Genomic DNA, 23,125 nt, shown 5'->3' on the forward strand with positions numbered 1-23,125 from the left:
TCGTTTGAGAGATCGGACTTGCCGTGGACCAGCAGAAATCAGCGCCGGAATGGGCAAGCACCTTGCCCGGGGCAAGCACCTTGCCCGGGGCAAGCACCTTGCCCGGGGCAAGCATCTTGCCCATTCCGCGCTGGGAGTTCATCGCGCTCTGCGCCGCGCTGATGGCGCTCAATTCGCTGGCCATCGACATCATGCTGCCGGCGCTGCAGCAGATCGGCGCCTCGCTCGGCGTCGAGAATGAAAACCACCGGCAATATGTGATCACCGCCTACATACTGGGTTTCGGCGGCGGCCAACTGTTCTTCGGGCCGATCTCGGACCGGTTCGGACGCCGTTCGCCGCTCGTCGCCGGCCTGATCATCTATGTGGCGGCGGCCGCAGCGGCCGCCATCGCGCCGAGCTTTGAAACACTTTTGATATGCCGCGCCGTGCAAGGCATTGGCGCGGCCGCCACGCGCGTCATCGCGGTCTCGATCGTGCGCGATACATTCGATGGCCGGCGTATGGCCGAAGTCATGTCGCTGATCTTCATGGTGTTCATGGCGATCCCGGTCGTGGCACCAGGCATCGGCCAGTTCATCATGCTGTTCGCGACCTGGCATTGGATATTCGTCACCATGGCCGTCGGCGCCCTGGTCGTGTCGGCATGGTCGCTGCTGCGCCTGCCCGAGACGCTGCATCCCGAATACCGCCGGCAACTGACGGTATCCTCCATTGTCGGCGGCTTCCGCATCGTGCTCACCAACCGCATCGCGCTCTGCTATGCCTTCGCCAGCACGTTCATCTTCGGCGCCATGTTCGGCTTCATCGCCTCGGCGCAGCAGATCTATGTCAACGTCTTCGACGTCGGCGAGATGTTCCCCGTCATCTTCGCCGGTGTCGCGGGCGTGCTCGCCTTCTCCAATTATCTCAACTCGCGCCTCGTCGGCCGCGTCGGCATGCGCCGCCTGTCGCAAAGCGCGCTGCTGCTGTTTCTGGTGATCAGCCTGGCCTGGCTGGTGGTTTCACTCGAAACGAAGATGCCGCTCTGGCTGTTCATCACCTTCTTTGCCGGCGCCATGCTACCGTTTGGCTGCCTCGGCGCCAATTTCAACGCATTGGCCATGGAGCCACTTGGCCAATTGGCCGGAACGGCGTCGTCCATCCTGGGTTTCATGCAGACGTTTCTCGGCGGCATTCTCGGCACGCTGATCGGTCAGGCTTTCAACGGCACGGTGACGCCGCTGGCCGCTGGGTTCTGCAGCGTCTCGGTTGCCGCGCTGCTGATGATCCTGATTGCCGAGCGCGGCAAGATGTTCCAGCCGCAGAACGCCCCCGTCTCAGGGCACGTCACCGACCTGCACTGAGACAACACACGCCTTGAGTTTTGTTCGGCTTAAAGCCAAGCCGGGGCCAAGCGACGTGCGTCAGGATGTATCTTCGAGCGAGCCGTGAAGCGAGGAGAAAGCATTCGCCCCGCGATCGCCCCGCCCATGCCATCTGAAAAGGGCAACGGTAGAGCGTCGTCGAGTGCCTTGATGATGGATGCCACGAAGGCACGGCCGAGCTGGGAATCGGTCCCTAAGTCAGAATAGGTGGCACGAGGCTTGCCGATCAGCGTGCCGTTGCGGCGAAGCGAGAACCGCAGTGTCAAAGACATGCCCGCGGTTCCTGGCGGCGGCTGCCAGCACGCATAGATGGCGTCCGACATCTCCTTGATGGTGTCGATGGGATCGGTGCTACGGCAGGGGCGCTCTTGCGGGAGCGCCTCGTTGCAATTCGCAAACAAGGTAAGTGCCGCAAAAACCGCGAACCGACGTTTCATTCGAGAGCCTCCGCCAGAACGCAAGGGTTCGACCGTACAACCCAACAGTTCAAGCCCCAGGAATTGATCCTATTCCGCCCACAGCTCGCGGCGCAGTTCCTGCCAGCAGTCCTGGTCCGGCGCGACAAGCAGGCCGCCGTCGACATGCGAGGGCAGATAGGCGCTGCCGTCGACACGCGCTGCATGGCCGCCGGCTTCCTGATGGATCAGCACGCCGGGCAGATGATCCCAGGGCATCAGCTTGTTGTAGACGACAAAATGCGCATGTCCGCTGGCCAGCAGGCGATATTCGTGCGCGGCGCAGCGATAGGCGAACTGCGACAGTGCCTTGGTCTGATTGCGCGCAAGGCGTGAACGCTCCGGTTCCTCGAGATATTGCCAGGAGACCGCGCCGGTCATTTGCGAGATCGGCACGGGCGGCGCCACATGCACTTTCTCCAGGCTGCCATGTGCATGCCTGATATGGCTGCCGGCACCCCTGGCCGCGATCAGCCAATCCTTGCCCACCGGATCATGGATGATGCCCGCGACCGTCTCGCCGCTGACCACGACCGCCAGCATGACGCCGAACAGCGGTACGCCGGATGCGAAATTGAAGGTGCCGTCCACCGGATCGATGGTGAATGCCAGTTCGGCGTCGCCCAAGCCGTCGAGCAGCGCCGGATTGTCGGAGCAGGCCTCCTCACCCACCACCATGGCCGAGGGATAGCGCTCGCGCAGCCTGGCGGTGATCAGCCGCTCGGCGTTGACATCGGCCTCCGTCACCAGGTCTGCGGCGGAAGTCTTCTGCCTGATATCGCCATCGCTCAATCGTCGAAAGCGCGGCATGATTTCGGCTTGGGCTGCCTCGGCCAGAATGCCGGCCAGCCAGTCGATCGCGGTATCGTCAAATGTCATCGGGAATATCTTGCCTGATCGCGAGGGTTTCATTGAGGGCGGCGAAATCGAACAGCTTTCGGTCGAGCAAATGCGACGGCCTGGTGTTGGACAGAGCACGAACCATCGTGTCCTTGCGGCCAGGCATCCGCTTTTCGATGTCTTCGAGCATCGCCTTCATGGCGTTGCGCTGCAGCCCTTCCTGGCTGCCGCAGAGGTCGCAGGGGATGATCGGGAACCGCATCGCGGCGGCGAATTTCTCCAGATCGACCTCGGCGCAGTAGCTGAGCGGCCGCAACACCATGACGTCGCCGTCGTCGTTGAGCAGTTTTGGCGGCATGGCGGCAAGCCGGCCGCCATGGAACAGGTTCATGAAGAAGGTTTCGAGAATATCCTCGCGATGATGGCCGAGGACTAGGGCCGAACATCCCTCCTCACGCGCGATCCGGTAGAGATGGCCGCGCCGCAGCCGCGAGCAGAGCGAGCAATAGGTGCTGCCTTCGGGGAGCTTGCCGGTGACGACCGAATAGGTGTCCCGGTATTCGATCCGGTGGGCTATGCCGTTGGCGTCGAGGTAGTCAGGCAGGATGTGCTTGGGGAAATTCGGCTGGCCCTGGTCGAGATTGCAGGCCAGCAACTCGACCGGCAGCAGCCCGCGCCATTTCATGTCCAGCAGCAAGGCTAGCAAGCCGTAAGAGTCCTTGCCGCCCGACAGCGCCACCAGCCAGCGCTCGCCGGGCTTCACCATCGAGAAGTCCTCGATCGCCTGGCGGGTCTGCCGCAGCAGCCGCTTGCGCAATTTGTTGAACTCGACCGAGGACGGCACCTCGGCGAACAGCGGGTGGGAGCCGCCTTCGGCGGCCGGTTCAAGTGTTTCGATGTCTGGCTGCATGTTCATGGCGCGACGGCCCCGGATGTGACTTCCGCCGGCTTAGCGCATTGGCCGGAAAATCGAAATTGATTTCAGCGACACGCCGCAAAGCGGATGCCTGAAACAAAAAGGCCGCCTCGATGGGCGGCCTTTCCGGTATCGCAGAAAAGCGTTCGCTTAGCGCGAATAGAATTCGACGACCAGGTTCGGTTCCATCTGCACGGCGAACGGAACGTCGGCGAGGCCCGGGATGCGGGAGAAGGTCGCGACCATCTTGTTGTGATCGGCATCGATGTAGTCCGGCACGTCGCGCTCGGCGAGGCCGACCGACTCAAGGACGATGACCAGCTGCTTCGACTTTTCGCGCACTTCGACGACATCGCCCGGCTTGCAGCGGTACGAGCCGATGTTGACGCGCTTGCCGTTGACGTTGACGTGGCCGTGGTTGACGAACTGGCGGGCGGCGAAGATGGTCGGTACGAACTTGGCGCGGTAGACGACCGCGTCGAGACGCGATTCGAGCAGGCCGATCAGGTTCTCCGAGGTGTCGCCCTTGCGGCGGTCGGCCTCTTCATAGACCTTGCGGAACTGCTTTTCCGAAACGTCGCCATAGTGACCCTTCAGTTTCTGCTTGGCGCGCAGCTGCAGGCCGAAGTCGGAAAGCTTGCCCTTGCGGCGCTGGCCATGCTGGCCGGGGCCGTATTCACGCTTGTTGACCGGGGACTTCGGGCGGCCCCAGATATTTTCGCCGAGACGGCGGTCGATCTTGTATTTCGCGGATTCGCGCTTGCTCATCGCATTCCCTTTTCAAAACAACACACCCGGCACCTCATGGTCCGGGTGAAGGAAACGCGCCCTCCTCTGGCCTCCGTTTTCGAGACCTGACAGGGTTTTCCCACGCAACGCGGCGGAAAACCCACGGGACACGTCAGTTCAAACAAGATCGGAAACGACTGTCGTGACAGATCTTGCGTATACAAAACAAACACCGGACATCGCTGCCCGGCGTTGGCGGCTGGTTAAACCGAGATTTAACCGGTGTCAAGCTTGTGAGTGGCGCGGCGTGGCGCAACCGTATAGCGTTTAGGGCGTTGATGCGATGCCGGATGTGGCGGGAGGTTTGCGCCAGCGGCACCAAGAAGGGACTGGAGCTAGAGGAGCCCAATTTGCATGAAGAAGTTCTTCCTTACCCTGGCAGGCGCCGCGGTGCTTGCAGGATCGATGGCGGTGGCCCCGGAGCCGGCCATGGCGCGCCATTGGCATGGCCATAGACAGGTCTGCCGCGTCATCGTCAAAAAGAGAGTGGTGTGGCGGCATGGTCATCGCAGGGTGATCGTCGAGAGAGTACGGCGCTGCCGCTGGTAGGCATTTCAACGCGACAATCCCAAGGCCAGCGAACCGTCGCTGGCCTTTTTTCATTCCAAGGTAGTCTGGCTCGAAGCGCTCGATCCTAGGATTTTTTCGCCGGTAATCCCTTACGCTTCGTTTCGGCGAATTCCTCGAGCTGCTTTTCGCTCATCGATTCATACATGCCCTTGGAAGCGCCTTTGAGTTCGCTTTTCTTGGTCTCGCCGCGTTTGGCGGAGAGTGCGGCGCCGGCGGCCTTCTGCTGGGCTTTCGAGGTGGCTGGCATGGCGGGTTCTCCTTTGCTGTCAAGAGAAACGCCGCGTTTCGGCGGCGGTTCCAGCGCCGGTGGCTCGTTCCGGTCCACCCGGTGGCAGCCGGTGGCCGGCCTTGGCGATTTTCGTTGGCAGCCTTCCCGTGTCCGGAACCCCAGTGTAGGACGGCTGAATGAAATCCCTGACAGATCCCTCACAGGCTCTCTCGACTGGCCTGGCGAAAATCCGCAGCGAATTACACGTGCCGGATGGATTTCCGGCTGAGGTAGTGGCCGCGGCCGAGGCGGCGGCCAAACGTGTGCCCGACCAGCATGCCGATCGAAGGGCGATGCCCTTCGTCACGCTCGATCCGGCTGCCTCCACCGATCTCGATCAAGCGTTCTCGATCGAGGCGAGCGGCGGTGACCTTCTGCTGCATTATGCCATTGCCGACGTGGCCTGGTTCGTCGAGGACGGCGACACGGTGGATCTCGAGGCCTGGACGCGGGGCGAGACACTTTACTTGCCGGACGGCAAGGCCGGGCTCTACCCGCCGGTGATTGCCGAGGGTGCGGCAAGCCTGTTGCCGGATGGACCCCGTCCAGCTGTTATCTTCACGGTCCGGGTTGCGCAGGACGGCGCGACGAAATTGGACGGCGCGGAGCGGGCAATCATTCAAAGCCGCGCCAAGCTCGCCTATGACAGCGTGAAGGCTTCCGACGTTCCGGCCGGCTTCGCCGAAATGGCGCTGCGCATGGCAATGAACGAACAGCGCCGTGGGGCTTCCCGCGTCGATCCACCCGAGCAGGAGGTGGAGAGGCTTGCCGACGGCACGTACCGGCTTTCGTTCAGACCGCTGCTGCAATCCGAGCAGGACAACGCAGCGCTTTCGCTGGCCGCCAACATGGCGATTGCCGATGCCATGTTGGCGCACCACACCGGCTTGTTTCGGGTGATGTCGGGGCCGGATGCCTTCAAGGTTCAAAGACTGCGCAACGCGGCACAGGCTCTCGGACTGTCCTGGCCGGCCTCCACCGCGTTGCGAGACTATCAGCGAACCCTCGACCCGACCGATCCGCGACAGGCGGCGCTGATGCTGGAAATCCGCCATGCAAGCCCCGGCGCGTCTTATCAGCCCTATCAGGACGGCGTTGTCCCCTGGCATGAGGCGATGGCCGCGACCTATGCCCATGCAACGGCGCCACTCAGGCGACTTGCCGATCGCTATGTCGTGCGCTGCGCGCTGGCTATCGCCAACGGCCAGCCCGTGCCCCAGGCAGTAACCGACGCGTTCGCCCGATTGCCCAAGGCGATGGGACGTGCCGATTCCCGCGCTTCGCAGATCAACCACGCGGCCATCGACCTTGCGGAGGCGATAATGCTGGAAGGCCGCGAGGGTGAGACATTCAAAGCCGTCGTCACCGACCTCGTCGACCATGGCGTGCGCGTTCAACTTGCCGACATGCCTGTGGTCGCCACCGTGAAGGCCTCCGGCCCCAGACAGGGCGACGGTCTGATGCTAAGGCTGGTCCTGGCCGATCCTGATCAACGCAGGATCGTTTTCGAACCTGTTTGAGTGGCGGGCAGCTCCGCCACTGTCTAAGTGCACGGTCAGCCCAAAACCCTGCATAAGGCGGCTGACGGCGAAATCCGCCTTGCCCGAGGTGAAGACCGCGATGTCGGGCTCGCCCTGCGGCAGCGCCCCATCGATGGGCGGCAGCAGCGAAAGGGCACGCCGTGCGATCGCCTCGGCCGGATCGATCCAGTCGACCGGCCACGGCGCGGTCTTGCGCATGCGATTGACCAGAAAGGGATAGTGCGTGCAGGCCAGCACGACGATATCGGTGCGCATACCGTCACGCTCGATGAAGCATGGAGCGATCTCGGCGCGTACGGCCTCCTCGTCGACGAAGCCCTCGCGCATGTAGGCTTCGGACAGGCCCGCCAGCCTGTCGCTGCCGACCAGGCGGACATGGCATTTCTGCGCCCATTTGCTGATCAGGTCGCGCGTGTATTGCCGCTTCACCGTGCCCGGCGTCGCCAGCACCGAGACCAGCCCCGAGCGCGTGCGCTCGGCCGCCGGCTTGACCGCAGGTACCGTGCCGACAAAGGGATGGCCGGGAAAGGTCTCGCGCAAAGCGTCGATTACCAGCGTCGAGGCGGTATTGCAGGCAATGACCGAAATGGCCGGCTTGAACCGGTCGAGCAGTCTGGCGAACAGCTCCAGTATATGGATGCGCAGCGCCGGCTCTTCCCAGGCGCCAAAAGGAAAAGCGGCGTCGTCGGCGACATAGATGAAGCGCCGGTCGGGCATCAGGACACGCGCCTCGCGCAACACGGTGAGCCCGCCGACGCCGGAATCGAACATCAGGATCGGCTGCTCAGTCATTGTCGGTTCCCTTGCCGCCGAGCGGCGGCGTGTCCGCATCGTCGCCGTTGGCGTCCGGCACCCGGCCAGCAGCCTCCGCCTTGCGCGCGCGCGCGGCGGCCGCGGGCAAACGCCGCGGGTCATCGCCCGGTGACCCATCGCCGCGCGGCATCGCGGGTGAAAACCGGTCGAGCGACGAGATGATGCCGCGCAACACCTTGAGCTCCGGTTCGGCGAAGCCGGCGCGCGTCAGCACGGCGCGCAGATTGTCGACCATTTTCGGCTTCTTCGGCGCCGGCCGGAAATAGCCGCGCGCTTCCAACGCGCCTTCCAGATAGGCGAACAGGCCGTGCAATTCTTCCTTGCTTGCCGGCTTCATCTCCGGCCCCGAAAAATTGGTTCTGGTCTCGTCCTCCAGGCCCGACTTCATCCACTCATAGGACATCAGCAAGGCCGCCTGGGCGATGTTGAGCGAGGAGAAATCGGGATCGACCGGGAAAGTGACGATCTCGTCGGCAAGGCCAACCTCGTCATTGTAGAGACCGAAGCGCTCACGACCGAACAGGATACCGGTGCGTTGCCCCATTCCGTGACGGGCACGCAGCATCCTGCCCGCTTCCACCGGGCCGCGCACGGATTTGAAGCCGTCGCGCTGCCTGGCGGTGGTGGCGAAGACGAAGTTCAGGTCGGCGAGCGCCGAGGCCAGATCCTCGTAAACGGTGACGACATCGATGACATGGTCGGCACGGCTGGCGGCGGCGCGCGCCTTCTCGCTCGGCCAGCCGTCGCGCGGGTTGACCAGGCGCAGCTCCGACAGTCCGAAATTGGCCATGGCGCGGGCGACCATGCCGATGTTTTCGCCGAGCTGCGGCTCGACCAGAATGATCGCCGGGCCGGCGGCTGCGGTGTTAGCGGGGTCTTTGGTGATAGGCATGACTGTCAATGAACTGCTGTTTGCGGCATTTCAGCGTCCCCTGCCATATTCGGCCGCGAAAATGAAGCATTCGCAAATGAAGGCGGCCATGGCCTTCAATTCGTGACCGATCGCCGTTTGCGTGGCCAAAAGCGCTTTGATATAGGGGCGGCATCCCCCGGCCAACGCCACGCGGGCAAGGCCGTCCCATTCCCAGCAACGAGGCATTCTTTCCATGGCGAAGATCAAGGTGGCGAACCCGGTCGTCGAACTCGACGGCGACGAGATGACCCGCATCATCTGGCAGTTCATCAAGGACAAGCTGATCCACCCTTATCTCGACCTCAAGCTCGAATATTACGACCTCGGCATCGAGCATCGTGACGCCACCAACGACCAGGTGACGATCGATTCGGCCAACGCCATCAAGAAATACGGCGTCGGCGTGAAATGCGCGACCATCACCCCCGACGAGCAGCGCGTCGAGGAATTCAAGCTGAAGAAGATGTGGAAATCGCCCAACGGCACGATCCGCAACATTTTGGGCGGCACCATCTTCCGCGAGCCGATCATCATGAAGAACGTGCCGCGCCTGGTGCCCGGCTGGACCAAGCCGATCATCGTCGGCCGTCACGCTTTCGGCGACCAGTACCGCGCCACCGATTTCCGCTTCCCCGGCAAGGGCAAGCTGACAATCAAGTTCGTCGGCGAGGACGGCCAGGTGATCGAGCACGACGTGTTCGACGCGCCCGGCGCCGGTGTCGCCATGGCCATGTACAATCTCGACGAGTCGATCCGCGAATTCGCCCGGGCGTCGCTGAACTACGGCCTGCTGCGCAACTATCCGGTCTACCTGTCGACCAAGAACACCATCCTCAAGGCCTATGACGGCCGCTTCAAGGATATTTTCCAGGAGGTCTACGAGGCGGAATTCGAGTCCGAGTTCAAGTCGAAGAAGCTGTGGTACGAACACCGCCTGATCGACGACATGGTGGCGTCGAGCCTGAAATGGTCCGGCGGCTATGTCTGGGCCTGCAAGAACTATGACGGCGACGTGCAGTCCGACACGGTTGCGCAGGGTTTTGGGTCGCTCGGCCTGATGACCTCGGTGCTGATGACGCCGGATGGCAATACCGTCGAAGCCGAAGCCGCGCACGGCACCGTCACCCGCCACTATCGCCAGCATCAGAAGGGCGAGGAAACCTCGACCAATTCGATCGCCTCGATCTTCGCCTGGACGCGTGGCCTAGCGCACCGCGCCAAGCTCGACGACAACGCCGAACTGAAGCGCTTCGCCGAGACTCTGGAAAGGGTCTGCATCCAGACCGTCGAGAGCGGCTTCATGACCAAGGACCTGTCGCTCTTGATCGGCCCCGACCAGCCCTGGCTCTCGACCACCGGCTTCCTCGACAAGATCGACGAGAATTTGCAGAAGGCGATGGCGTAAGTACCCGTAGTTCCAAATGCGAAGGCTCCGAAAGGAGCCTTCGCATTTTAGGGCCGGCGAAAGCGAAGGGCCGACAGCATGACCAAGCCAATCCTCTACGGCGCGGATTACAGTGTGTATGTGCGCATCGCGCGGATGGCGCTGGAGGAAAAAGGCATCGACTACGAGCTGGTGCCGCTCGACATCTTCGCCTCCGAGGGCATTCCCGCTTGGTACCTCGAACACCACCCGTTCGGCCGCATCCCGGCTTTCGAGCATGACGGCTTTCGCCTGTTCGAGACTAGCGCGATCGCGCGCTATGTCGACGAGGCGTTCGACGGTCCGGCGCTGCAGCCGACGGACCCGCGCAGTCGTGCGCGGATGAACCAGATCATCGGCATGCTCGATGCTTATGGATACCGGTCGATGGTCTGGGACGTCGCGGTCGAGCGGCTAGAGAAGGCGGAGCCCGACGAGAGCTTGATCGCCTCTGGCCTGCGGCAAGCCGAAACAGTGCTCAAGGTGCTGACGTCGCTGAAGGCACAAGGGCCTTGGCTGCTTGGCGACCAGCTGACCTTGGCCGACCTGCATGCGGCGGCGATGATTGGCTATTTCGTCAAGGTCAGCGAGGGGCGCGAGCTTCTCGCCCAGTTCGCCGCTATAAGCGACTGGTATGAGCGCATCGCCGCTCGTTCGAGCTTCGCGCATACCGCGAAGGCCGGTTGATCCGGCGACAGCCGCAATCGTCGTCCCGCCCTAGAAGCAGGCCGATCGCTTGCGGACCCGTCGACGCCAGCGCTGCCCCTCATCGCCCTGCCGGGCACTTCTCCCCGTATAGTGACGGGGAGAAGGACGATGTCATCGATGGTTTCGCCAAATCGCCAGCGTTGCAGAAGAAAGTGCCGAGTGCGCCATAGATCGCTTCTCCCCGTCACTATACGGGGAGAAGGTGCCGGCAGGCGGATGAGGGGCAGCGCCACCCCTCAATACAAAACAATTCGCCCTGAAGCGATTGCCCAACCACAATCAATCAGGCTGCCTCCAGCGCCGCCCTTACCGCGGCGATCGCATCATTGGCTTTTGACGCATCCGGGCCACCGGCCTGGGCCATGTCGGGGCGGCCACCGCCGCCCTGCCCGCCCAATGCGGCGGAGGCCACGCGTACCAGGTCGACGGCGCTGAAGCGGCTGACGAGATCATCGGTGACGGCGACCACGACGCTCGCCTTGTTGTCCTCGCCAGCGCCAACGAAGACGACGACGCCAGAGCCAAGCGAAGTCTTGCCGGCGTCGGCAAGCGGCTTCAGATCTTTTGGTGATACGCCGGAAACCGCCTTGCCGAGGAAGCCGACGCCAGCGACGATCTCGTTGGCGGCTGGCGCATCGGCAGGCGACCCGCCGCCCAGCGCCAGCTTCTTGCGCGCTTCGGTCAGGTCCTTCTCGAGCTTCTTGCGTTCTTCGAGCAGCGCTTCGACGCGCGCTGGCACATCTGCCGGCGAGATCTTCAGCGTGGCGGCGGCCGCCTTCAGCCGCCTGTCCTGTTCGTCGAGATGTTTTCGCGCGGCTTCGCCTGTCAGTGCCTCGATGCGGCGCACGCCTGCGGCGACCGCACCGTCCGAGACGATGCGCACGAGGCCGATATCGCCGGTCGCCCTGACATGCGTGCCGCCACACAGTTCGACCGAATAGGGCCGATTGGCCTTGGCGCCATGCAGGCCCGTGCCCATCGAGACAACGCGCACTTCATCGCCATACTTCTCTCCGAACAGCGCCATCGCGCCCTCGGCAATGGCGTCGTCGACCGACATCAGGCGCGTGGTGACCGGGCTGTTCTGGACAACGATCTCGTTGGACATGCGCTCGACTTCATCGAGCTCCTCGGCCGAAATCGGCTTGTTGTGCGAGATATCGAAGCGCAGGCGCTCGGGCGCGACCAGCGAGCCTTTTTGCGCGACATGGGTGCCCAGCACCTCGCGCAGCGCCTCGTGGATCAGATGCGTCGCTGAATGGTTGGCGCGTAGCCTGGAGCGCCTGGCATGATCGACCTTCAGTTCGACCGCGGCACCCGTCTTGACCGTGCCTGCGATCACCTTGCCCAGATGCACGAACAGACCATCGGCCTTCTTTTGTGTATCGGAGATCTCGACCGAGAACCCCTCACCCGAGATAACGCCGGTGTCGCCCATCTGGCCGCCGGATTCGCCATAGAACGGCGTCTGGTTGACGACCACGGCGACCGCATCGCCCTTGGCGGCGCTGTCGACGGTCTTGCCGTCCTTGACCAGCGCCTGGATGAGGCCCTCAGCCTGCTCGGTTTCGTAGCCGAGGAACTCGGTTGCACCGTTCTTTTCACGCACGGAGAACCAGACCGTTTCGGTGGCCGCCTCGCCGGATCCGGCCCAGTGCTTACGCGCTTCCGCCTTCTGCTGCTCCATCGCATTGGTGAAGCCGGCAAGATCGACCGAAATGCTGCGCTGCCGCAGCGCGTCCTGTGTCAGGTCGAGCGGGAAGCCATAGGTGTCGTAGAGCTTGAAGGCCGTCTCGCCATCCAGCATGTCGCCGGCGCCAAGCTTCTCCGTCGCCTCGGAGAGCAGCCCGAGGCCGCGCACCAGCGTCTTGCGGAACCGTGTCTCCTCGAGTTTCAGGGTCTCGGCAATCATCGTTTCGCCGCGCACCAGTTCCGGATAGGCCTGGCCCATCTCGCGCACCAGCGCCGGTACCAGCTTCCACATCAATGGATCTCGGGCGCCGAGCAACTGCGCATGGCGCATGGCGCGGCGCATGATACGGCGCAGCACATAGCCGCGGCCTTCATTCGACGGCAGCACGCCGTCGGCGACCAGGAAGGAGGACGAGCGCAGATGATCGGCAATGACGCGGTAGGACGCAACCGTTTCCGCATCGGGCGCGCGCCCAAGCGCGGAGGACGCCACATCGATCAAATGACGGAACAGGTCGGTCTCGAAGACGCTCTCCACCCCTTGCAGGATGGAGGCCATGCGCTCCAGTCCCATGCCGGTGTCGATCGACGGGCGCGGTAGGTCGACCCGCTCCTCCTTCGTCACCTGCTCATACTGCATGAACACCAGGTTCCAGAATTCGAGGAACCGGTCGCCATCCTCCTCCGGACTGCCGGGAGGGCCGCCCCAGATGTGCTCGCCACGGTCGATGAAGATCTCCGAGCACGGGCCGCAGGGTCCGGTGTCGCCCATCGCCCAGAAATTGTCGGAGGTCGGGATGCGGATGATGCGATCGTCGGAGAAACCGGCGATCTTCTTCCAGAAGCCGGCCGCCTCGTCGTCCGTGTGGTAGACGGTGACGAGCAGCTTGTCCTTCTTCAGCCCGAATTCCTTGGTGATGAGGTTCCAGGCAAGCTCGATGGCGCGCTCCTTGAAATAATCGCCGAAGGAGAAATTGCCGAGCATCTCGAAGAAGGTCAGGTGGCGCGCGGTATAGCCGACATTGTCGAGATCGTTGTGCTTGCCGCCGGCGCGAACGCTTTTCTGGGCCGTGGTGGCACGCGAATAGGGCCGCTTCTCCAAACCGGTGAAGACGTTCTTGAACTGCACCATGCCGGCATTGGTGAACATCAATGTCGGATCGTTGCGCGGCACGAGCGGGCTCGAGGCCACGACCTCATGGCCCTCCTTGCGGAAATAGTCGAGAAAGGTCGACCGGATCTCGTTCACGCCACTCATGGATACTGCCTTTTCGAGAGAACCGCCGGCCGGACCGGCGGGAGATGGCTCTGTGTTTTCTAGAAGATGGAGTTGGCCTTTTAGCCGTAGCTCTTGACCCTGTCCAGAAACACGGAATTGGGCCAATTCGCGCTTTGCACCGGCATTTGCGCGGACGCGCAAACGAAAACCGCCGGCGCGAAGGCCGGCGGTTTGGAACGCGATACTACAGAACTCTGTTACTTAAGCATCAGATAATAGGCTGGTTTTATGGCCAAACTCTGGCCGTTACCCTACATCGCGCCGGCTTCGTCCTCGAAACCGTCGTCGCCATTGCCTTCAGAGCCACCATTTTCGAGGAATTTTTCGGCGATCAACCCGGCATTCTGCCTGAGCGCCAGTTCGATCTCGCGCGCGGTATCGGGATTGTCGCGCAGGAACAGTTTTGCATTCTCGCGGCCCTGGCCGAGACGCTGCGAATTGTAGGAGAACCAGGCGCCCGACTTCTCGACCACGCCGGCCTTGACGCCGAGATCGACCAGTTCGCCGGTCTTGGAGACACCCTCGCCATACATGATGTCGAACTCGACCACCTTGAAGGGCGGCGCCAGCTTGTTCTTGACCACCTTGACGCGGGTCTGGTTGCCGACCACCTCGTCGCGATCCTTGACCGAGCCGATGCGGCGGATGTCGAGGCGCACCGAGGCGTAGAATTTCAGCGCGTTGCCGCCGGTCGTCGTCTCGGGCGAACCGAACATGACGCCGATCTTCATGCGGATCTGGTTGATGAAGATGACCATGGTGTTGGAGCGCGAGATCGAGGCGGTCAGCTTGCGCAGCGCCTGGCTCATAAGACGGGCCTGTAGGCCGGGCAGCGAATCGCCCATCTCGCCCTCGATTTCGGCGCGCGGCGTCAGCGCCGCCACCGAATCGACCACCAGCACGTCGATGGCGCCGGAACGGACCAGCGTATCGCAAATCTCCAGCGCCTGCTCGCCTGTGTCGGGCTGCGAGATCAGCAGGTTCTCAAGATCGACGCCGAGCTTGCGAGCGTAGACCGGATCGAGCGCGTGCTCGGCGTCGACGAAGGCGCAGATGCCGCCCTTCTTCTGGGCTTCGGCCACGGTGTGCAGGGCCAGCGTCGTCTTGCCCGAGCTTTCCGGCCCGTAGATTTCGATGATGCGGCCGCGCGGCAGGCCGCCGACGCCGAGCGCGATGTCGAGGCCGAGCGAGCCGGTCGGCACCGTTTCGATCTCGACGACCTGCTCGTTGGCGCCGAGCCGCATGATCGAGCCCTTGCCGAAAGCCCGCTCGATTTGCGACAGCGCCGCATCCAGAGCCTTTGATTTGTCCACTGCCTTATCCTCTACCAGCCGCAAAGAATTCTGAGCCATGATACATCACCCCTTGGTCGTCAATGAAGGCCGGACAATCCGTAATCCCTGCCATTTTGTACCTTTTTTGTTCTCATTTGGCAAGGGGTGACAACCAACTGAAAAACAAGCGATATCCCAATTTGTTCTTTTTTTGTCTCGCAACCCCGGGCAGGAGAGGGCTCCGCCCGGGCAGGAACAGGCTCCGCATTGGGCCAGACGGCTCGATCCTATCGCCCGGCCGAATCGCCGTCCTGCATGCGAAGCTCTGTCGCGCATTGTAGCGCTTGTGCGTCTGCAACAACAAAGGTCATATCGCCGCCATGATGGAATCCCTAGAGATACTGGCCGTGGGCGGCGCCCATATCGACCGGCGTGGCCAGGTGTCCGGCCCCTATGTGCCGGCGGCCTCCAATCCCGGCACGATGCGCGAGGATGTCGGCGGTGGCGTCTTCAATGCGTTGCGCAGCATGGTGCGGCGCGGCCTCTCCGCATCGCTGCTCTCGGTGCGCGGCGGCGACGCGTCAGCCGATACGGTTTCACGGGCCATCGCCGAGGCAGGCATCGTCGACCTGTCGGCGGTGTTCCTCGACCGTACCACGCCGAGCTACACGGCACTGATCGATCGCGAAGGCGAATTGATCGTCGGCTTTGCCGACATGGCGCTGTACGACCTGGCCTTTCCCAAGCAGATCCGGCGTTCCAAGATACGCCAGGAAGTGGCTGCCGCCGATGCCATCCTGTGCGACGCCAACCTGCCGTCGGCCGCACTGGAGGGGCTGCTGTCGCTCGCCGCCGGCAAACCGGTTTTCGCCATCGCGATTTCGCCGGCCAAGGTGACGCGGCTGATACCGGTGCTCGGCGGGCTGGCTCAGCTCTTCATGAACCGACGGGAGGCCGTTGTACTGGCCGACGTCAATGCAAGTGCCGCCGAGCGGGAAATGATCGACGGCTTGCGATGCAGCGGCCTTGCCAGCGGCGTGATCACGGCAGGCAGCGGCCCCGTGCTGGGTTTCGATGAGACAGGCGCCTTTTCGATCGTGCCGCCTGCTCCCAGAAAGGTCGCCGATGTCACCGGCGCCGGCGACGCGCTGGCGGGCGCGACGGTCGCGGCACTGCTGCGCGGCCTGCCGTTGCGCCAGGCCCTGCGCGAAGGCGTCGCGGCGGCAACGTTGGCCATTGAAAGCGCCAACGCCGTGCCCGAATTCACCGCGGCGAGCTTCGCGGAGGCGCTGGCCCTTGTGCCGGATGCCAGGGAAGTGGCATGAGACCGGCAAATTCATAGAGCGCAGTGGATGCGCCGCACTCCGGATTGGAGATCAGAGATGACGCCAGAAACCGCCCGCCCTTTCATCGATATCCACGCACCGGTGGCGCAGGCCCTGGCGGCCGGCCGTGCGGTGGTGGCGCTCGAAAGCACCATCATCACCCATGGCATGCCCTATCCCGACAATGGCGCCATGGCCGCCAATGTCGAAAAGATCATCAGTGACGGCGGCGCGGTGCCGGCGACGATCGCCGTGATTGGCGGCCGCATCAAGATCGGCCTCTCCGACGGCGAGCGCGAATCGCTGGCGATGACGGGTGACGCCATGAAGCTGTCGCGTGCCGATCTCGGCTTCGCCGTCGCGCAGGGACGCACGGGCGGCACCACGGTCGCTGCCACGATGATCGCGGCTGACATGGTCGGGATAAAGGTGTTCGCCACCGGTGGCATCGGCGGCGTGCACAAGGGCGCGGAAAAGAGTTTCGACATCTCGGCCGACCTCGATGAGCTGGCGCGCACGCCGGTCATCGTCGTCTCGGCCGGCGCCAAGGCGATCCTCGACATCGAGAAGACGCTGGAGGTGCTGGAAACGCGCGGCGTGCCCGTCATCGGCCATGGCTGCGAGACGATGCCGGCCTTCTGGTCACGGCAGTCGCCGTTCCGTGCGCCGTTGACCCTGCACAAGCCGGAAGACATCGCGCATTTCTACCAGACGCGCCTGGCTCTGGGGCTCAGCGGCGGCTTGCTGGTCGCCAATCCGGTGCCGGAAAACCATGAAATCCCCGCTGAAGAAATGGCCGGCTACATCGAAGCCGCGCAGAAGGCGGCCGAAGCCCTCAACGTCACCGGCAAGGCGGTGACGCCGTTCCTGCTGGGAAAAATCCTCGAGCTCACCGGCGGCCGCAGCCTGAAGACCAACATCGCGCTGGTCGAGAACAATGCAAGGCTGGCGGCGCGGATAGCGAAGGCGCTGTAGTTTCTCGCGACGAAGGTCCCCCTCACCCGGATTGCCAAGACCGAATTGCAAAAGAGCAATTCGGGGCAATCCGACCTCTCCCCGAAGGGAGAGGAACTGGCTAGCGCCGATGTCGACCTCTTCTCCCCTCGGGGAGAAGGTGGCCGCGAAGCGGCCGGATGAGGGGGCTGCCTCGCGCTCACGGGAATCTACCTCCCGGCGCGGCGCCCCGCCTCATAGGCGCGGCGTGCCCAGACCGTCATTTCGTCCGGATCGTCGAAAGCGCTGTCGGGAATGCTCCAGTAGGGCATAGCCACCAGCTTGCCGTGGCGCGTGCCGGTGTAGGTCCACTGCCGGCAACCCGCGGCTTCGAAGTCGGGCGCGCTTTGCTCGTCGGCTTTCAGCAGCAATTCGCCGCGCAGCACGATGGCGACGATGACGCCGTCGAAATAGATGCCCTTGCCGCCGAACAGTTTTCGGATGCTGACCGGACCGAGGCCTTCGAACAGTTCGGCGATGCGTTCATTGTCCATGCCGCGATCATGTCACCGGCATTTGGCCTTGTCATCGCCGCAACCAAAATCATGCTGACAGGTTGAGGCTATCCTGTCGGAGTTTTTTGCCATGCCTGTCCTGCTCAAGGGATCCTGCCGCTGCAACGCCGTGCGTTTCGAAGTGGAAAGCCACACGCCCGTGCCGTTCATGCTGTGCTACTGCTCGATCTGCCGCAAGCAGCAGGGCGGCGGCGGTTTTGCCATCAATCTCGGCGCCGACAACGCGACGCTGAACATCCGGGGCAAGAGAAACCTTGGCGTCTATCGCGCCGAGATCGAGGACGACGAGCATCCCCACTGCGAGATCTCGACCGGCGAGCGCAATTTTTGCCGCAAATGCGGGTCAGCGCTCTGGCTCTACGACCCGACCTGGCCGGAACTGGTGCATCCTTTCGCCTCGGCGATCGACAGCGACCTGCCGAAGCCGCCCGGAAAGGTGCATCTGATGCTGAAATACAAGGCGAACTGGGTCGAGCCCGATGTCGGGCCGAAGGACAAGGTGTTCGACGTCTATCCCGAGGAATCGATCGCCGACTGGCACAAGCGGACGAAAATGTGGGTGAAGTAGCGGCAGGTAGATGGGGGGCGGCGCCAAATTCTGAGAGGCAGGCGCTGCCCCTCATCCGGCCCTTCGGGCCACCTTCTCCCCGCAAACGGGGCGAAGGAAGGCTAGGCCGAAGCGCGCGCCTCGGCCAAGGCTTTCAGATCGGCTGGCTTCAATTCGACCGATTCGCCGCAGCCGCATGCCGAGCTCTGGTTCGGGTTGCGGAAGGTAAAGCCGGTGCGCAGCGTCGTCTGCTCGAAATCCATCTCGGTGCCGAACAGGAAAAGGGCGGCCTCCGGCGCGACATAGACGTGGGCGCCGTCGCGCTCGATGTGGTCATCCTTGGCGTTGGGCTCGGTCACCAGATCGACCGTATATTCCATGCCGGCGCAGCCGCCCTTCTTGATGCCGAGGCGAATGCCGTGCGCACTGTCACGCGTGGCGACGATCTCGCGCACCCGGTCGGCGGCCTTTTCGGTCATCGTGATGACGGCAAAGCGTCCCATGTCATTCTCCAATTTCGCGCGGGTCCAAGGCCCGTGGATCATTCTCACCTAAGATGGTGAACATTTCGGGGCGCTGCAAGCTTGTTCACTTTTGCCTGGACAACAACTGCTCGGCTGCGCGCTCCAGAACGGCATGCATTCCTGTCGCGTGATTATCCTCGGCGGCATAGAATCGATCAGTTGCATCGTCGAATGCCGCCTCTGGCAGTTCGTCCATTCTATCCATCCGTGCCTTGCGAGGGGAAAGTCCCCACCGAAAACCATCAGCGCACGCGTGGCAGCTTCCGCATGATTCGCTAGGCCAAACGCCTGCATAGCCGGGATAGCTCGCTCGATCGTTATCCCGAACGAGTTCTGAAAATATTGATCGAAGCCCCCGTTCATGACGTCGCCATGTAGCAAATCCGCACAGAGGACGTCGGCAACGTCAGACGGGAGTTCGCTCAGAAATGCATGAAACTCGGTTGCCTTGTCCAAGGCTTGCAGGAATCTGTCACCACCCCAGCGCTGCATTAGTTTCATGGTTGCAGGCGGCACGAATTCGGGAACGTTTGTCTCCCATTCCTCCACCTGCAGCCCCTCAATACCAGCCCACCGCGACCTGCGCCTCTTCGGACATGCGGTCGGGCGTCCAGGGCGGATCGAAGGTCATGTTGACCTCGACCCCGGACACGCCTTCGACCGCGCCGACGGCGTTCTCGACCCAGCCTGGCATTTCGCCGGCCACCGGGCAGCCGGGCGCGGTCAACGTCATGTCGATCTTGACCGATCGGTCGTCCTCGACGTCGATCTTGTAGACGAGGCCGAGCTCGTAGATATCGGCCGGGATTTCCGGGTCGTAGACCGTCTTCAGCGCCGAGACGATGTCATCGGTCAGCCGCGCCAGTTCATCCGCCGGGATGGCCGAGGCGGATACGACGCTGTTGCCGGCGGTTTCCGGCGTAGCTTCGGTGGTGGTGCTCACATCATCCATGGTCGTCACCCGAAAAACTTGCGCGCTTTTTCAAGCGCCTCTGCCAAAGCGTCGACTTCGGCCCTGGTATTATACATGCCGAACGATGCCCTGCATGTGGAGGTTACGCCAAAGCGTTTCAACAGCGGCTGGGCGCAATGGGTGCCGGCACGGACAGCCACGCCTTGCCTGTCTATCACCATCGATACGTCATGGGCATGAATGCCTTGCAGTTCGAAGGAGATGATGGCGCCCTTGCCAGGCGCATCGCCGAAGATGCGCAGCGAATTGATGGCGCGCAGGCGCTCATGGGCATAATTCTTGAGGTCTTCCTCGTGTGCCGCGATGCGCTCACGCCCGACGGAGTCCATGTAGTCGAGCGCGGCGCCCAGTCCGATCGCCTGGACGATCGGCGGCGTGCCGGCCTCGAAGCGGTGCGGCGGCTCGTTGTAGGTGACGACGTCTTCCGTCACCTCCTCGATCATCTCGCCGCCGCCCATGAAGGGACGCATGCCGGCGAGAATATCCTTCTTGCCATAAAGCACGCCGATGCCCGAGGGGCCGTAGACCTTGTGGCCGGTGAAGACGAAGAAATCGCAATCGAGGTCCTGCACGTCGATGGGCATGTGCACGGCGCTCTGGCTGCCGTCGACCAGCACCGGGATACCGCGCGCATGGGCAATGCGGACGATCTCCTTGATCGGCGTCACCGTGCCCAGGGCATTCGACATCTGCGTGATGGCAACGAGCTTCGTCTTGTCGGTCAGGCGCTTCTCGAATTCCTCGATGTGGAAGACGCCGAGATCGTCGACCGGCACCCAGACCAGCTTGGCGCCCTGGCGCTCGCGGATGAAATGCCACGGAACGATGTTGGAATGGTGCTCCATGATCGACAGCACGATCTCGTCGCCCTCGCCGATATTGGGCATGCCATAGCCATAGGCGAGGGTGTTGATCGCTGAGGTCGTGTTCGAGGTGAAGACGATGTTGTCGGTGCTTGGCGCGTTGAGGAAACGGCGCACTGTCTCACGCGCCTTTTCATAGGCATCGGTAGCGGCATTGGAGAGGAAATGCAGGCCGCGATGGACGTTGGCATATTCCTGGGAATAGGCATGCTGGATGGTATCGAGCACCACCCGAGGCTTCTGCGCCGAGGCGCCATTGTCGAGATAGACGAGCGGCTTGCCATAGACTTCGCGCGACAAGATCGGGAAGTCGCGGCGGATCGCCTCGACGTCGTAGAAATCTCCGATCTTGCCTGGAGCGTTCATCAGGATCACCCGTGCGTCACAAACCACTCATCGAGCCGCGCTTCCAGCGCCTCGACGATCGCCTCGTCGTCCAGTTCTTCGATCACCTCGGCGACGAACGCCTTGACCAGCAACCCCCGCGCGCTCTTTTCGTCGACGCCGCGCGCCATCAGGTAGAACAGATGGTCGTGGTCGATCTCGGTGACCGTCGCGCCATGGCCGCAGACGACGTCGTCGGCGAAGATTTCGAGCTCCGGCTTGGTCGAGAACTCGCCGTCGTCGGACAAAAGCAGCGTGTTGCAGGCCATCTTGGCGTTGGTCTTCTGCGCGTATTGGTGGACGTTGATGCGGCCCTGGAACACGCCCCGAGCCTTGCCCGTCACCACATTGCGGATGACCTCGGTCGACGTCGTGTGCGGCACCGAATGGTCGAGCACCATGGTGACGTCGGTGTGGGTGTCGCCAGCCAGAAGGTTGATGCCGCGCAGCTTGAAATCGGCGCCTTCGCCCGTCGTCTTGACCATGATCTCCTGGCGCACCAGCCTGCCGCCGGCGTTCATGACGAACAGCGTCAGTTTCGCATCCTTGCCGATATGGGCCTTAAACTGCGCCAGATGCGTTGCCGTCTCCGGCTGCTCCTGGACGATCAGCCACGTCACCTCGGCGCCCTCGCCGAGCACCAGCTGGCTGACCGAACTCGTCAGCGCCGCGCCCTCGCCGGCCTGGCGTTCGACGATGACCGCCTTGGCGCCGGTGCCGACCCGTACCGGCAGGCGCACATGGGTCTGGCCGCCGGCCTGCAGGTTCTGCAGCTCGATCGGCTTTTCCAGCTCCGTGCCATCGGCGATGTCGACGAAATAGCCGTCGGCGACGAAGGCGGTGTTCAACGCACCGATGGCATCGTCGCTGCCATAGGGATCGAGCCCCGGCGCAATGCTGCCATCGGTCAGCTTTTCGGACAGGCGCTGGACGCTGACGCCTTCGACGACCGGCGCCTTGGCGCTCGACACCCCGTTCAACAGGCTCAGAACCGTCGAACCGTCGACGATTGGCGCGATGGCTTTCGCGGCGGCGGCCGGATCGAAGTCCGGCACCGCATTCAACAGCCGGCGCAGATCGGTGTAATGCCAGGATTCGATGCGCCGCGTCGGCAGGCCGTGCTTGACCGCCTCGATGGCGTCGTCGCGCTTCAGCATCACCGCGCCGTCGCCCGGCAGCAGCGACAGCCGGTCGCCGAACGCGTCGATCAACGCCGTCTCGGCCGGTGTGCGCTGCGGTTGTGTATGCATGTTCATCAGTGTCGCCCTGTCTTTTGGCACAAAATGACTTGGCATCTCACGCGGCTTCGCCGATCACGCCGGCATAACCGTTGGCCTCGAGGTCGAGCGCCAGCGACTTGTCGCCCGACTTGATGACCTGGCCCCTGTAGAGCACGTGCACGCTGTCCGGCACGATGTGCTCCAAAAGGCGCTGGTAGTGGGTGATGACGACTATGGCGCGCTCCGGCGAGCGCAGTGCGTTGACGCCGTCCGAGACGATCTTCAGCGCATCGATGTCGAGACCGGAATCGGTCTCGTCGAGCACGCAGAGCTTTGGCTCAAGCAGCTTCATCTGCAGGATCTCGGCGCGCTTCTTCTCGCCGCCGGAGAAGCCGACATTGAGCGGCCGCTTCAGCATCGCCATGTCCATGCTGAGCGAGGCGGCTGCCTCCTTCACGCGCTTGAGGAAATCCGGGATCTTCAGCGGCTCCTCGCCGCGCGCCTTGCGCTGCTCGTTCATGGCCACCTTGAGGAATTCCATGGTCGCGACGCCCGGTATCTCCATCGGATACTGGAAGGCGAGGAAGATGCCTGATGTGGCGCGTTCGGCCGGGTCCATTTCGAGGATCGACTGGCCGTTGTAGAGAATGTCGCCGTCGGTCACCTCATAGTCCTCGCGGCCGGCGAGGATGTAGGAGAGCGTCGATTTGCCCGAGCCGTTCGGGCCCATGATGGCCGCGACCTCGCCGGCTTTCACCGTCAGGTCCAGACCACGAATGATCTCGGTGCCGTCATCGACGATACGGGCGTGCAGGTTCTTGATTTCAAGCATTTTCGTTCTTTCTAGTACACGATACGGCGGTCGATGTTTCTATGCAGTCAGTTGGTTTTGATTTTGAACTGGTGAATTGGCGCCACGTCGTCGCCAGTCAA

General features: G+C 63.0%; 24 protein-coding genes and 1 pseudogene. 8 read left to right on the forward strand and 17 right to left on the reverse strand.

Annotated elements, in window-relative coordinates; all coding sequences use genetic code 11:
- The first annotated feature begins 161 nt into the window (after positions 1–161).
- On the forward strand, positions 162–1,346 hold the full coding sequence (locus FJ970_RS21645; RefSeq protein WP_415752049.1) for a multidrug effflux MFS transporter: 1,185 nt from the start codon (positions 162–164) through the stop codon (positions 1,344–1,346).
- Between the two features lie 29 nt (positions 1,347–1,375).
- On the opposite strand, the gene FJ970_RS21650 is transcribed toward FJ970_RS21645, so the two are convergent.
- The 4 genes from FJ970_RS21650 to rpsD form a co-directional block, all read right to left on the reverse strand.
- On the reverse strand, positions 1,376–1,804 hold the full coding sequence (locus FJ970_RS21650; RefSeq protein WP_140755182.1) for a cell envelope integrity protein TolA: 429 nt from the start codon (positions 1,802–1,804) through the stop codon (positions 1,376–1,378).
- A 69-nt stretch (positions 1,805–1,873) separates the two neighbouring features.
- Entirely contained in the window at positions 1,874–2,701 is an 828-nt protein-coding gene (locus FJ970_RS21655; RefSeq protein WP_140755184.1) for an inositol monophosphatase family protein, read from the reverse strand.
- The gene (gene ttcA / locus FJ970_RS21660; RefSeq protein ID WP_140755186.1) at positions 2,691–3,578 is read right to left on the reverse strand and encodes a tRNA 2-thiocytidine(32) synthetase TtcA; all 888 of its coding nucleotides are present in this window, start codon (positions 3,576–3,578) and stop codon (positions 2,691–2,693) included. The genes FJ970_RS21655 and ttcA overlap by 11 nt, the downstream gene beginning before the upstream one ends.
- A 150-nt stretch (positions 3,579–3,728) precedes the next feature.
- The gene (gene rpsD / locus FJ970_RS21665; protein ID WP_140755188.1) at positions 3,729–4,346 is read right to left on the reverse strand and encodes a 30S ribosomal protein S4; all 618 of its coding nucleotides are present in this window, start codon (positions 4,344–4,346) and stop codon (positions 3,729–3,731) included.
- Between the two features lie 375 nt (positions 4,347–4,721).
- Between rpsD and FJ970_RS21670 the strand changes: the two genes are divergently transcribed.
- Positions 4,722–4,916 (forward strand): hypothetical protein, encoded by a 195-nt coding sequence (locus tag FJ970_RS21670; RefSeq protein ID WP_140755190.1) that lies wholly within the window; start codon positions 4,722–4,724, stop codon positions 4,914–4,916.
- Positions 4,917–5,001: 85 nt separating this feature from the next.
- Here the strand turns inward: FJ970_RS21670 and FJ970_RS21675 are convergent, their stop codons facing one another.
- Positions 5,002–5,184, reverse strand: a complete 183-nt coding sequence (locus tag FJ970_RS21675) for a DUF3008 family protein (protein WP_140755192.1) — start codon at positions 5,182–5,184, stop codon at positions 5,002–5,004.
- Between the two features lie 158 nt (positions 5,185–5,342).
- Here FJ970_RS21675 and FJ970_RS21680 point away from each other — a divergent pair, with 158 nt between their 5' ends.
- A complete protein-coding gene (locus tag FJ970_RS21680) occupies positions 5,343–6,725 on the forward strand; it encodes an RNB domain-containing ribonuclease (RefSeq protein WP_140755194.1) in 1,383 nt (460 codons plus the stop codon).
- Here the strand turns inward: FJ970_RS21680 and murI are convergent.
- The gene (murI, locus tag FJ970_RS21685) at positions 6,669–7,538 is read right to left on the reverse strand and encodes a glutamate racemase (RefSeq protein WP_140755196.1); all 870 of its coding nucleotides are present in this window, start codon (positions 7,536–7,538) and stop codon (positions 6,669–6,671) included. The genes FJ970_RS21680 and murI overlap by 57 nt on opposite strands.
- Complete coding sequence (locus FJ970_RS21690; protein ID WP_140755198.1) at positions 7,531–8,451, reverse strand: RNA methyltransferase; 921 nt, start codon at positions 8,449–8,451, stop codon at positions 7,531–7,533. The genes murI and FJ970_RS21690 overlap by 8 nt, the downstream gene beginning before the upstream one ends.
- A 214-nt stretch (positions 8,452–8,665) precedes the next feature.
- On the opposite strand from FJ970_RS21690, the gene FJ970_RS21695 reads away from it, so the two are divergent.
- Positions 8,666–9,877, forward strand: coding sequence for an NADP-dependent isocitrate dehydrogenase (locus tag FJ970_RS21695; protein WP_140755200.1), 1,212 nt, complete (start codon positions 8,666–8,668; stop codon positions 9,875–9,877).
- 78 nt (positions 9,878–9,955) lie between these two features.
- Positions 9,956–10,582, forward strand: coding sequence for a glutathione S-transferase family protein (locus tag FJ970_RS21700; RefSeq protein WP_140755202.1), 627 nt, complete (start codon positions 9,956–9,958; stop codon positions 10,580–10,582).
- Between the two features lie 304 nt (positions 10,583–10,886).
- Here FJ970_RS21700 and alaS read toward each other — a convergent pair whose 3' ends face one another.
- Together alaS and recA are read right to left on the reverse strand one after the other, a co-directional pair.
- A complete protein-coding gene (gene alaS, locus FJ970_RS21705) occupies positions 10,887–13,553 on the reverse strand; it encodes an alanine--tRNA ligase (protein ID WP_140755204.1) in 2,667 nt (888 codons plus the stop codon).
- Positions 13,554–13,825: 272 nt separating this feature from the next.
- Positions 13,826–14,926 carry a recombinase RecA gene (gene recA, locus FJ970_RS21710; protein ID WP_013895892.1) on the reverse strand — a complete coding sequence of 367 codons (1,101 nt, stop codon included), beginning with the start codon at positions 14,924–14,926 and terminating at the stop codon, positions 13,826–13,828.
- Between the two features lie 302 nt (positions 14,927–15,228).
- On the opposite strand from recA, the gene FJ970_RS21715 reads away from it, so the two are divergent.
- Together FJ970_RS21715 and FJ970_RS21720 are read left to right on the forward strand one after the other, a co-directional pair.
- On the forward strand, positions 15,229–16,173 hold the full coding sequence (locus FJ970_RS21715; RefSeq protein ID WP_140755206.1) for a carbohydrate kinase family protein: 945 nt from the start codon (positions 15,229–15,231) through the stop codon (positions 16,171–16,173).
- Between the two features lie 57 nt (positions 16,174–16,230).
- Positions 16,231–17,148, forward strand: a complete 918-nt coding sequence (locus tag FJ970_RS21720) for a pseudouridine-5'-phosphate glycosidase (protein ID WP_140755208.1) — start codon at positions 16,231–16,233, stop codon at positions 17,146–17,148.
- A 188-nt stretch (positions 17,149–17,336) separates the two neighbouring features.
- Here the strand turns inward: FJ970_RS21720 and FJ970_RS21725 are convergent, their stop codons facing one another.
- Positions 17,337–17,660 carry a TfoX/Sxy family protein gene (locus FJ970_RS21725; protein WP_140755210.1) on the reverse strand — a complete coding sequence of 108 codons (324 nt, stop codon included), beginning with the start codon at positions 17,658–17,660 and terminating at the stop codon, positions 17,337–17,339.
- A gap of 91 nt (positions 17,661–17,751) precedes the next feature.
- On the opposite strand from FJ970_RS21725, the gene FJ970_RS21730 reads away from it, so the two are divergent.
- Entirely contained in the window at positions 17,752–18,249 is a 498-nt protein-coding gene (locus FJ970_RS21730) for a GFA family protein (RefSeq protein ID WP_140755212.1), read from the forward strand.
- Between the two features lie 101 nt (positions 18,250–18,350).
- Here the strand turns inward: FJ970_RS21730 and sufA are convergent, their stop codons facing one another.
- From sufA to sufC, 7 genes and pseudogenes are all read right to left on the reverse strand, one after another.
- Entirely contained in the window at positions 18,351–18,731 is a 381-nt protein-coding gene (gene sufA, locus FJ970_RS21735) for a Fe-S cluster assembly scaffold SufA (RefSeq protein WP_140755214.1), read from the reverse strand.
- Between the two features lie 85 nt (positions 18,732–18,816).
- Positions 18,817–18,948 (reverse strand): hypothetical protein, encoded by a 132-nt coding sequence (locus tag FJ970_RS33685; protein ID WP_265336192.1) that lies wholly within the window; start codon positions 18,946–18,948, stop codon positions 18,817–18,819.
- 92 nt (positions 18,949–19,040) lie between these two features.
- A pseudogene (locus FJ970_RS33930) lies at positions 19,041–19,253 on the reverse strand (DUF4375 domain-containing protein); the annotation flags it as partial.
- 58 nt (positions 19,254–19,311) lie between these two features.
- Positions 19,312–19,704 carry an SUF system Fe-S cluster assembly protein gene (locus tag FJ970_RS21745; RefSeq protein ID WP_027143659.1) on the reverse strand — a complete coding sequence of 131 codons (393 nt, stop codon included), beginning with the start codon at positions 19,702–19,704 and terminating at the stop codon, positions 19,312–19,314.
- 5 nt (positions 19,705–19,709) lie between these two features.
- Positions 19,710–20,954, reverse strand: a complete 1,245-nt coding sequence (locus FJ970_RS21750) for a cysteine desulfurase (protein ID WP_140755218.1) — start codon at positions 20,952–20,954, stop codon at positions 19,710–19,712.
- A gap of 5 nt (positions 20,955–20,959) precedes the next feature.
- A complete protein-coding gene (gene sufD / locus FJ970_RS21755) occupies positions 20,960–22,228 on the reverse strand; it encodes a Fe-S cluster assembly protein SufD (RefSeq protein WP_140755220.1) in 1,269 nt (422 codons plus the stop codon).
- Between the two features lie 40 nt (positions 22,229–22,268).
- A complete protein-coding gene (sufC, locus tag FJ970_RS21760) occupies positions 22,269–23,024 on the reverse strand; it encodes a Fe-S cluster assembly ATPase SufC (protein ID WP_140755222.1) in 756 nt (251 codons plus the stop codon).
- Positions 23,025–23,125 lie beyond the last annotated feature (101 nt).

This window comes from Mesorhizobium sp. B2-1-8 (assembly GCF_006442545.2).
GTDB lineage: Bacteria > Pseudomonadota > Alphaproteobacteria > Rhizobiales > Rhizobiaceae > Mesorhizobium.

What these genes read in the sequence shown, in the direction of transcription:
- sufD (WP_140755220.1), bottom strand. Translation starts at nt 22,228, where the DNA reads ATGAACATGCATACACAACCGCAGCGCACACCGGCCGAGACGGCGTTG.
- alaS (WP_140755204.1), bottom strand. Translation starts at nt 13,553, where the DNA reads ATGAGTGGCGTGAACGAGATCCGGTCGACCTTTCTCGACTATTTCCGC.
- FJ970_RS21730 (WP_140755212.1), top strand. Translation starts at nt 17,752, where the DNA reads ATGCCTGTCCTGCTCAAGGGATCCTGCCGCTGCAACGCCGTGCGTTTC.
- FJ970_RS21670 (WP_140755190.1), top strand. Translation starts at nt 4,722, where the DNA reads ATGAAGAAGTTCTTCCTTACCCTGGCAGGCGCCGCGGTGCTTGCAGGA.
- FJ970_RS21720 (WP_140755208.1), top strand. Translation starts at nt 16,231, where the DNA reads ATGACGCCAGAAACCGCCCGCCCTTTCATCGATATCCACGCACCGGTG.
- FJ970_RS21650 (WP_140755182.1), bottom strand. Translation starts at nt 1,804, where the DNA reads ATGAAACGTCGGTTCGCGGTTTTTGCGGCACTTACCTTGTTTGCGAAT.
- recA (WP_013895892.1), bottom strand. Translation starts at nt 14,926, where the DNA reads ATGGCTCAGAATTCTTTGCGGCTGGTAGAGGATAAGGCAGTGGACAAA.
- FJ970_RS21675 (WP_140755192.1), bottom strand. Translation starts at nt 5,184, where the DNA reads ATGCCAGCCACCTCGAAAGCCCAGCAGAAGGCCGCCGGCGCCGCACTC.
- FJ970_RS21745 (WP_027143659.1), bottom strand. Translation starts at nt 19,704, where the DNA reads ATGGATGATGTGAGCACCACCACCGAAGCTACGCCGGAAACCGCCGGC.
- FJ970_RS21690 (WP_140755198.1), bottom strand. Translation starts at nt 8,451, where the DNA reads ATGCCTATCACCAAAGACCCCGCTAACACCGCAGCCGCCGGCCCGGCG.
- FJ970_RS33685 (WP_265336192.1), bottom strand. Translation starts at nt 18,948, where the DNA reads ATGGACGAACTGCCAGAGGCGGCATTCGACGATGCAACTGATCGATTC.
- FJ970_RS21645 (WP_415752049.1), top strand. Translation starts at nt 162, where the DNA reads ATGGCGCTCAATTCGCTGGCCATCGACATCATGCTGCCGGCGCTGCAG.
- sufA (WP_140755214.1), bottom strand. Translation starts at nt 18,731, where the DNA reads ATGGGACGCTTTGCCGTCATCACGATGACCGAAAAGGCCGCCGACCGG.
- FJ970_RS21680 (WP_140755194.1), top strand. Translation starts at nt 5,343, where the DNA reads ATGAAATCCCTGACAGATCCCTCACAGGCTCTCTCGACTGGCCTGGCG.
- FJ970_RS21715 (WP_140755206.1), top strand. Translation starts at nt 15,229, where the DNA reads ATGATGGAATCCCTAGAGATACTGGCCGTGGGCGGCGCCCATATCGAC.
- rpsD (WP_140755188.1), bottom strand. Translation starts at nt 4,346, where the DNA reads ATGAGCAAGCGCGAATCCGCGAAATACAAGATCGACCGCCGTCTCGGC.
- FJ970_RS21655 (WP_140755184.1), bottom strand. Translation starts at nt 2,701, where the DNA reads ATGACATTTGACGATACCGCGATCGACTGGCTGGCCGGCATTCTGGCC.
- FJ970_RS21750 (WP_140755218.1), bottom strand. Translation starts at nt 20,954, where the DNA reads ATGAACGCTCCAGGCAAGATCGGAGATTTCTACGACGTCGAGGCGATC.
- sufC (WP_140755222.1), bottom strand. Translation starts at nt 23,024, where the DNA reads ATGCTTGAAATCAAGAACCTGCACGCCCGTATCGTCGATGACGGCACC.
- murI (WP_140755196.1), bottom strand. Translation starts at nt 7,538, where the DNA reads ATGACTGAGCAGCCGATCCTGATGTTCGATTCCGGCGTCGGCGGGCTC.
- FJ970_RS21695 (WP_140755200.1), top strand. Translation starts at nt 8,666, where the DNA reads ATGGCGAAGATCAAGGTGGCGAACCCGGTCGTCGAACTCGACGGCGAC.
- FJ970_RS21700 (WP_140755202.1), top strand. Translation starts at nt 9,956, where the DNA reads ATGACCAAGCCAATCCTCTACGGCGCGGATTACAGTGTGTATGTGCGC.
- ttcA (WP_140755186.1), bottom strand. Translation starts at nt 3,578, where the DNA reads ATGAACATGCAGCCAGACATCGAAACACTTGAACCGGCCGCCGAAGGC.
- FJ970_RS21725 (WP_140755210.1), bottom strand. Translation starts at nt 17,660, where the DNA reads ATGGACAATGAACGCATCGCCGAACTGTTCGAAGGCCTCGGTCCGGTC.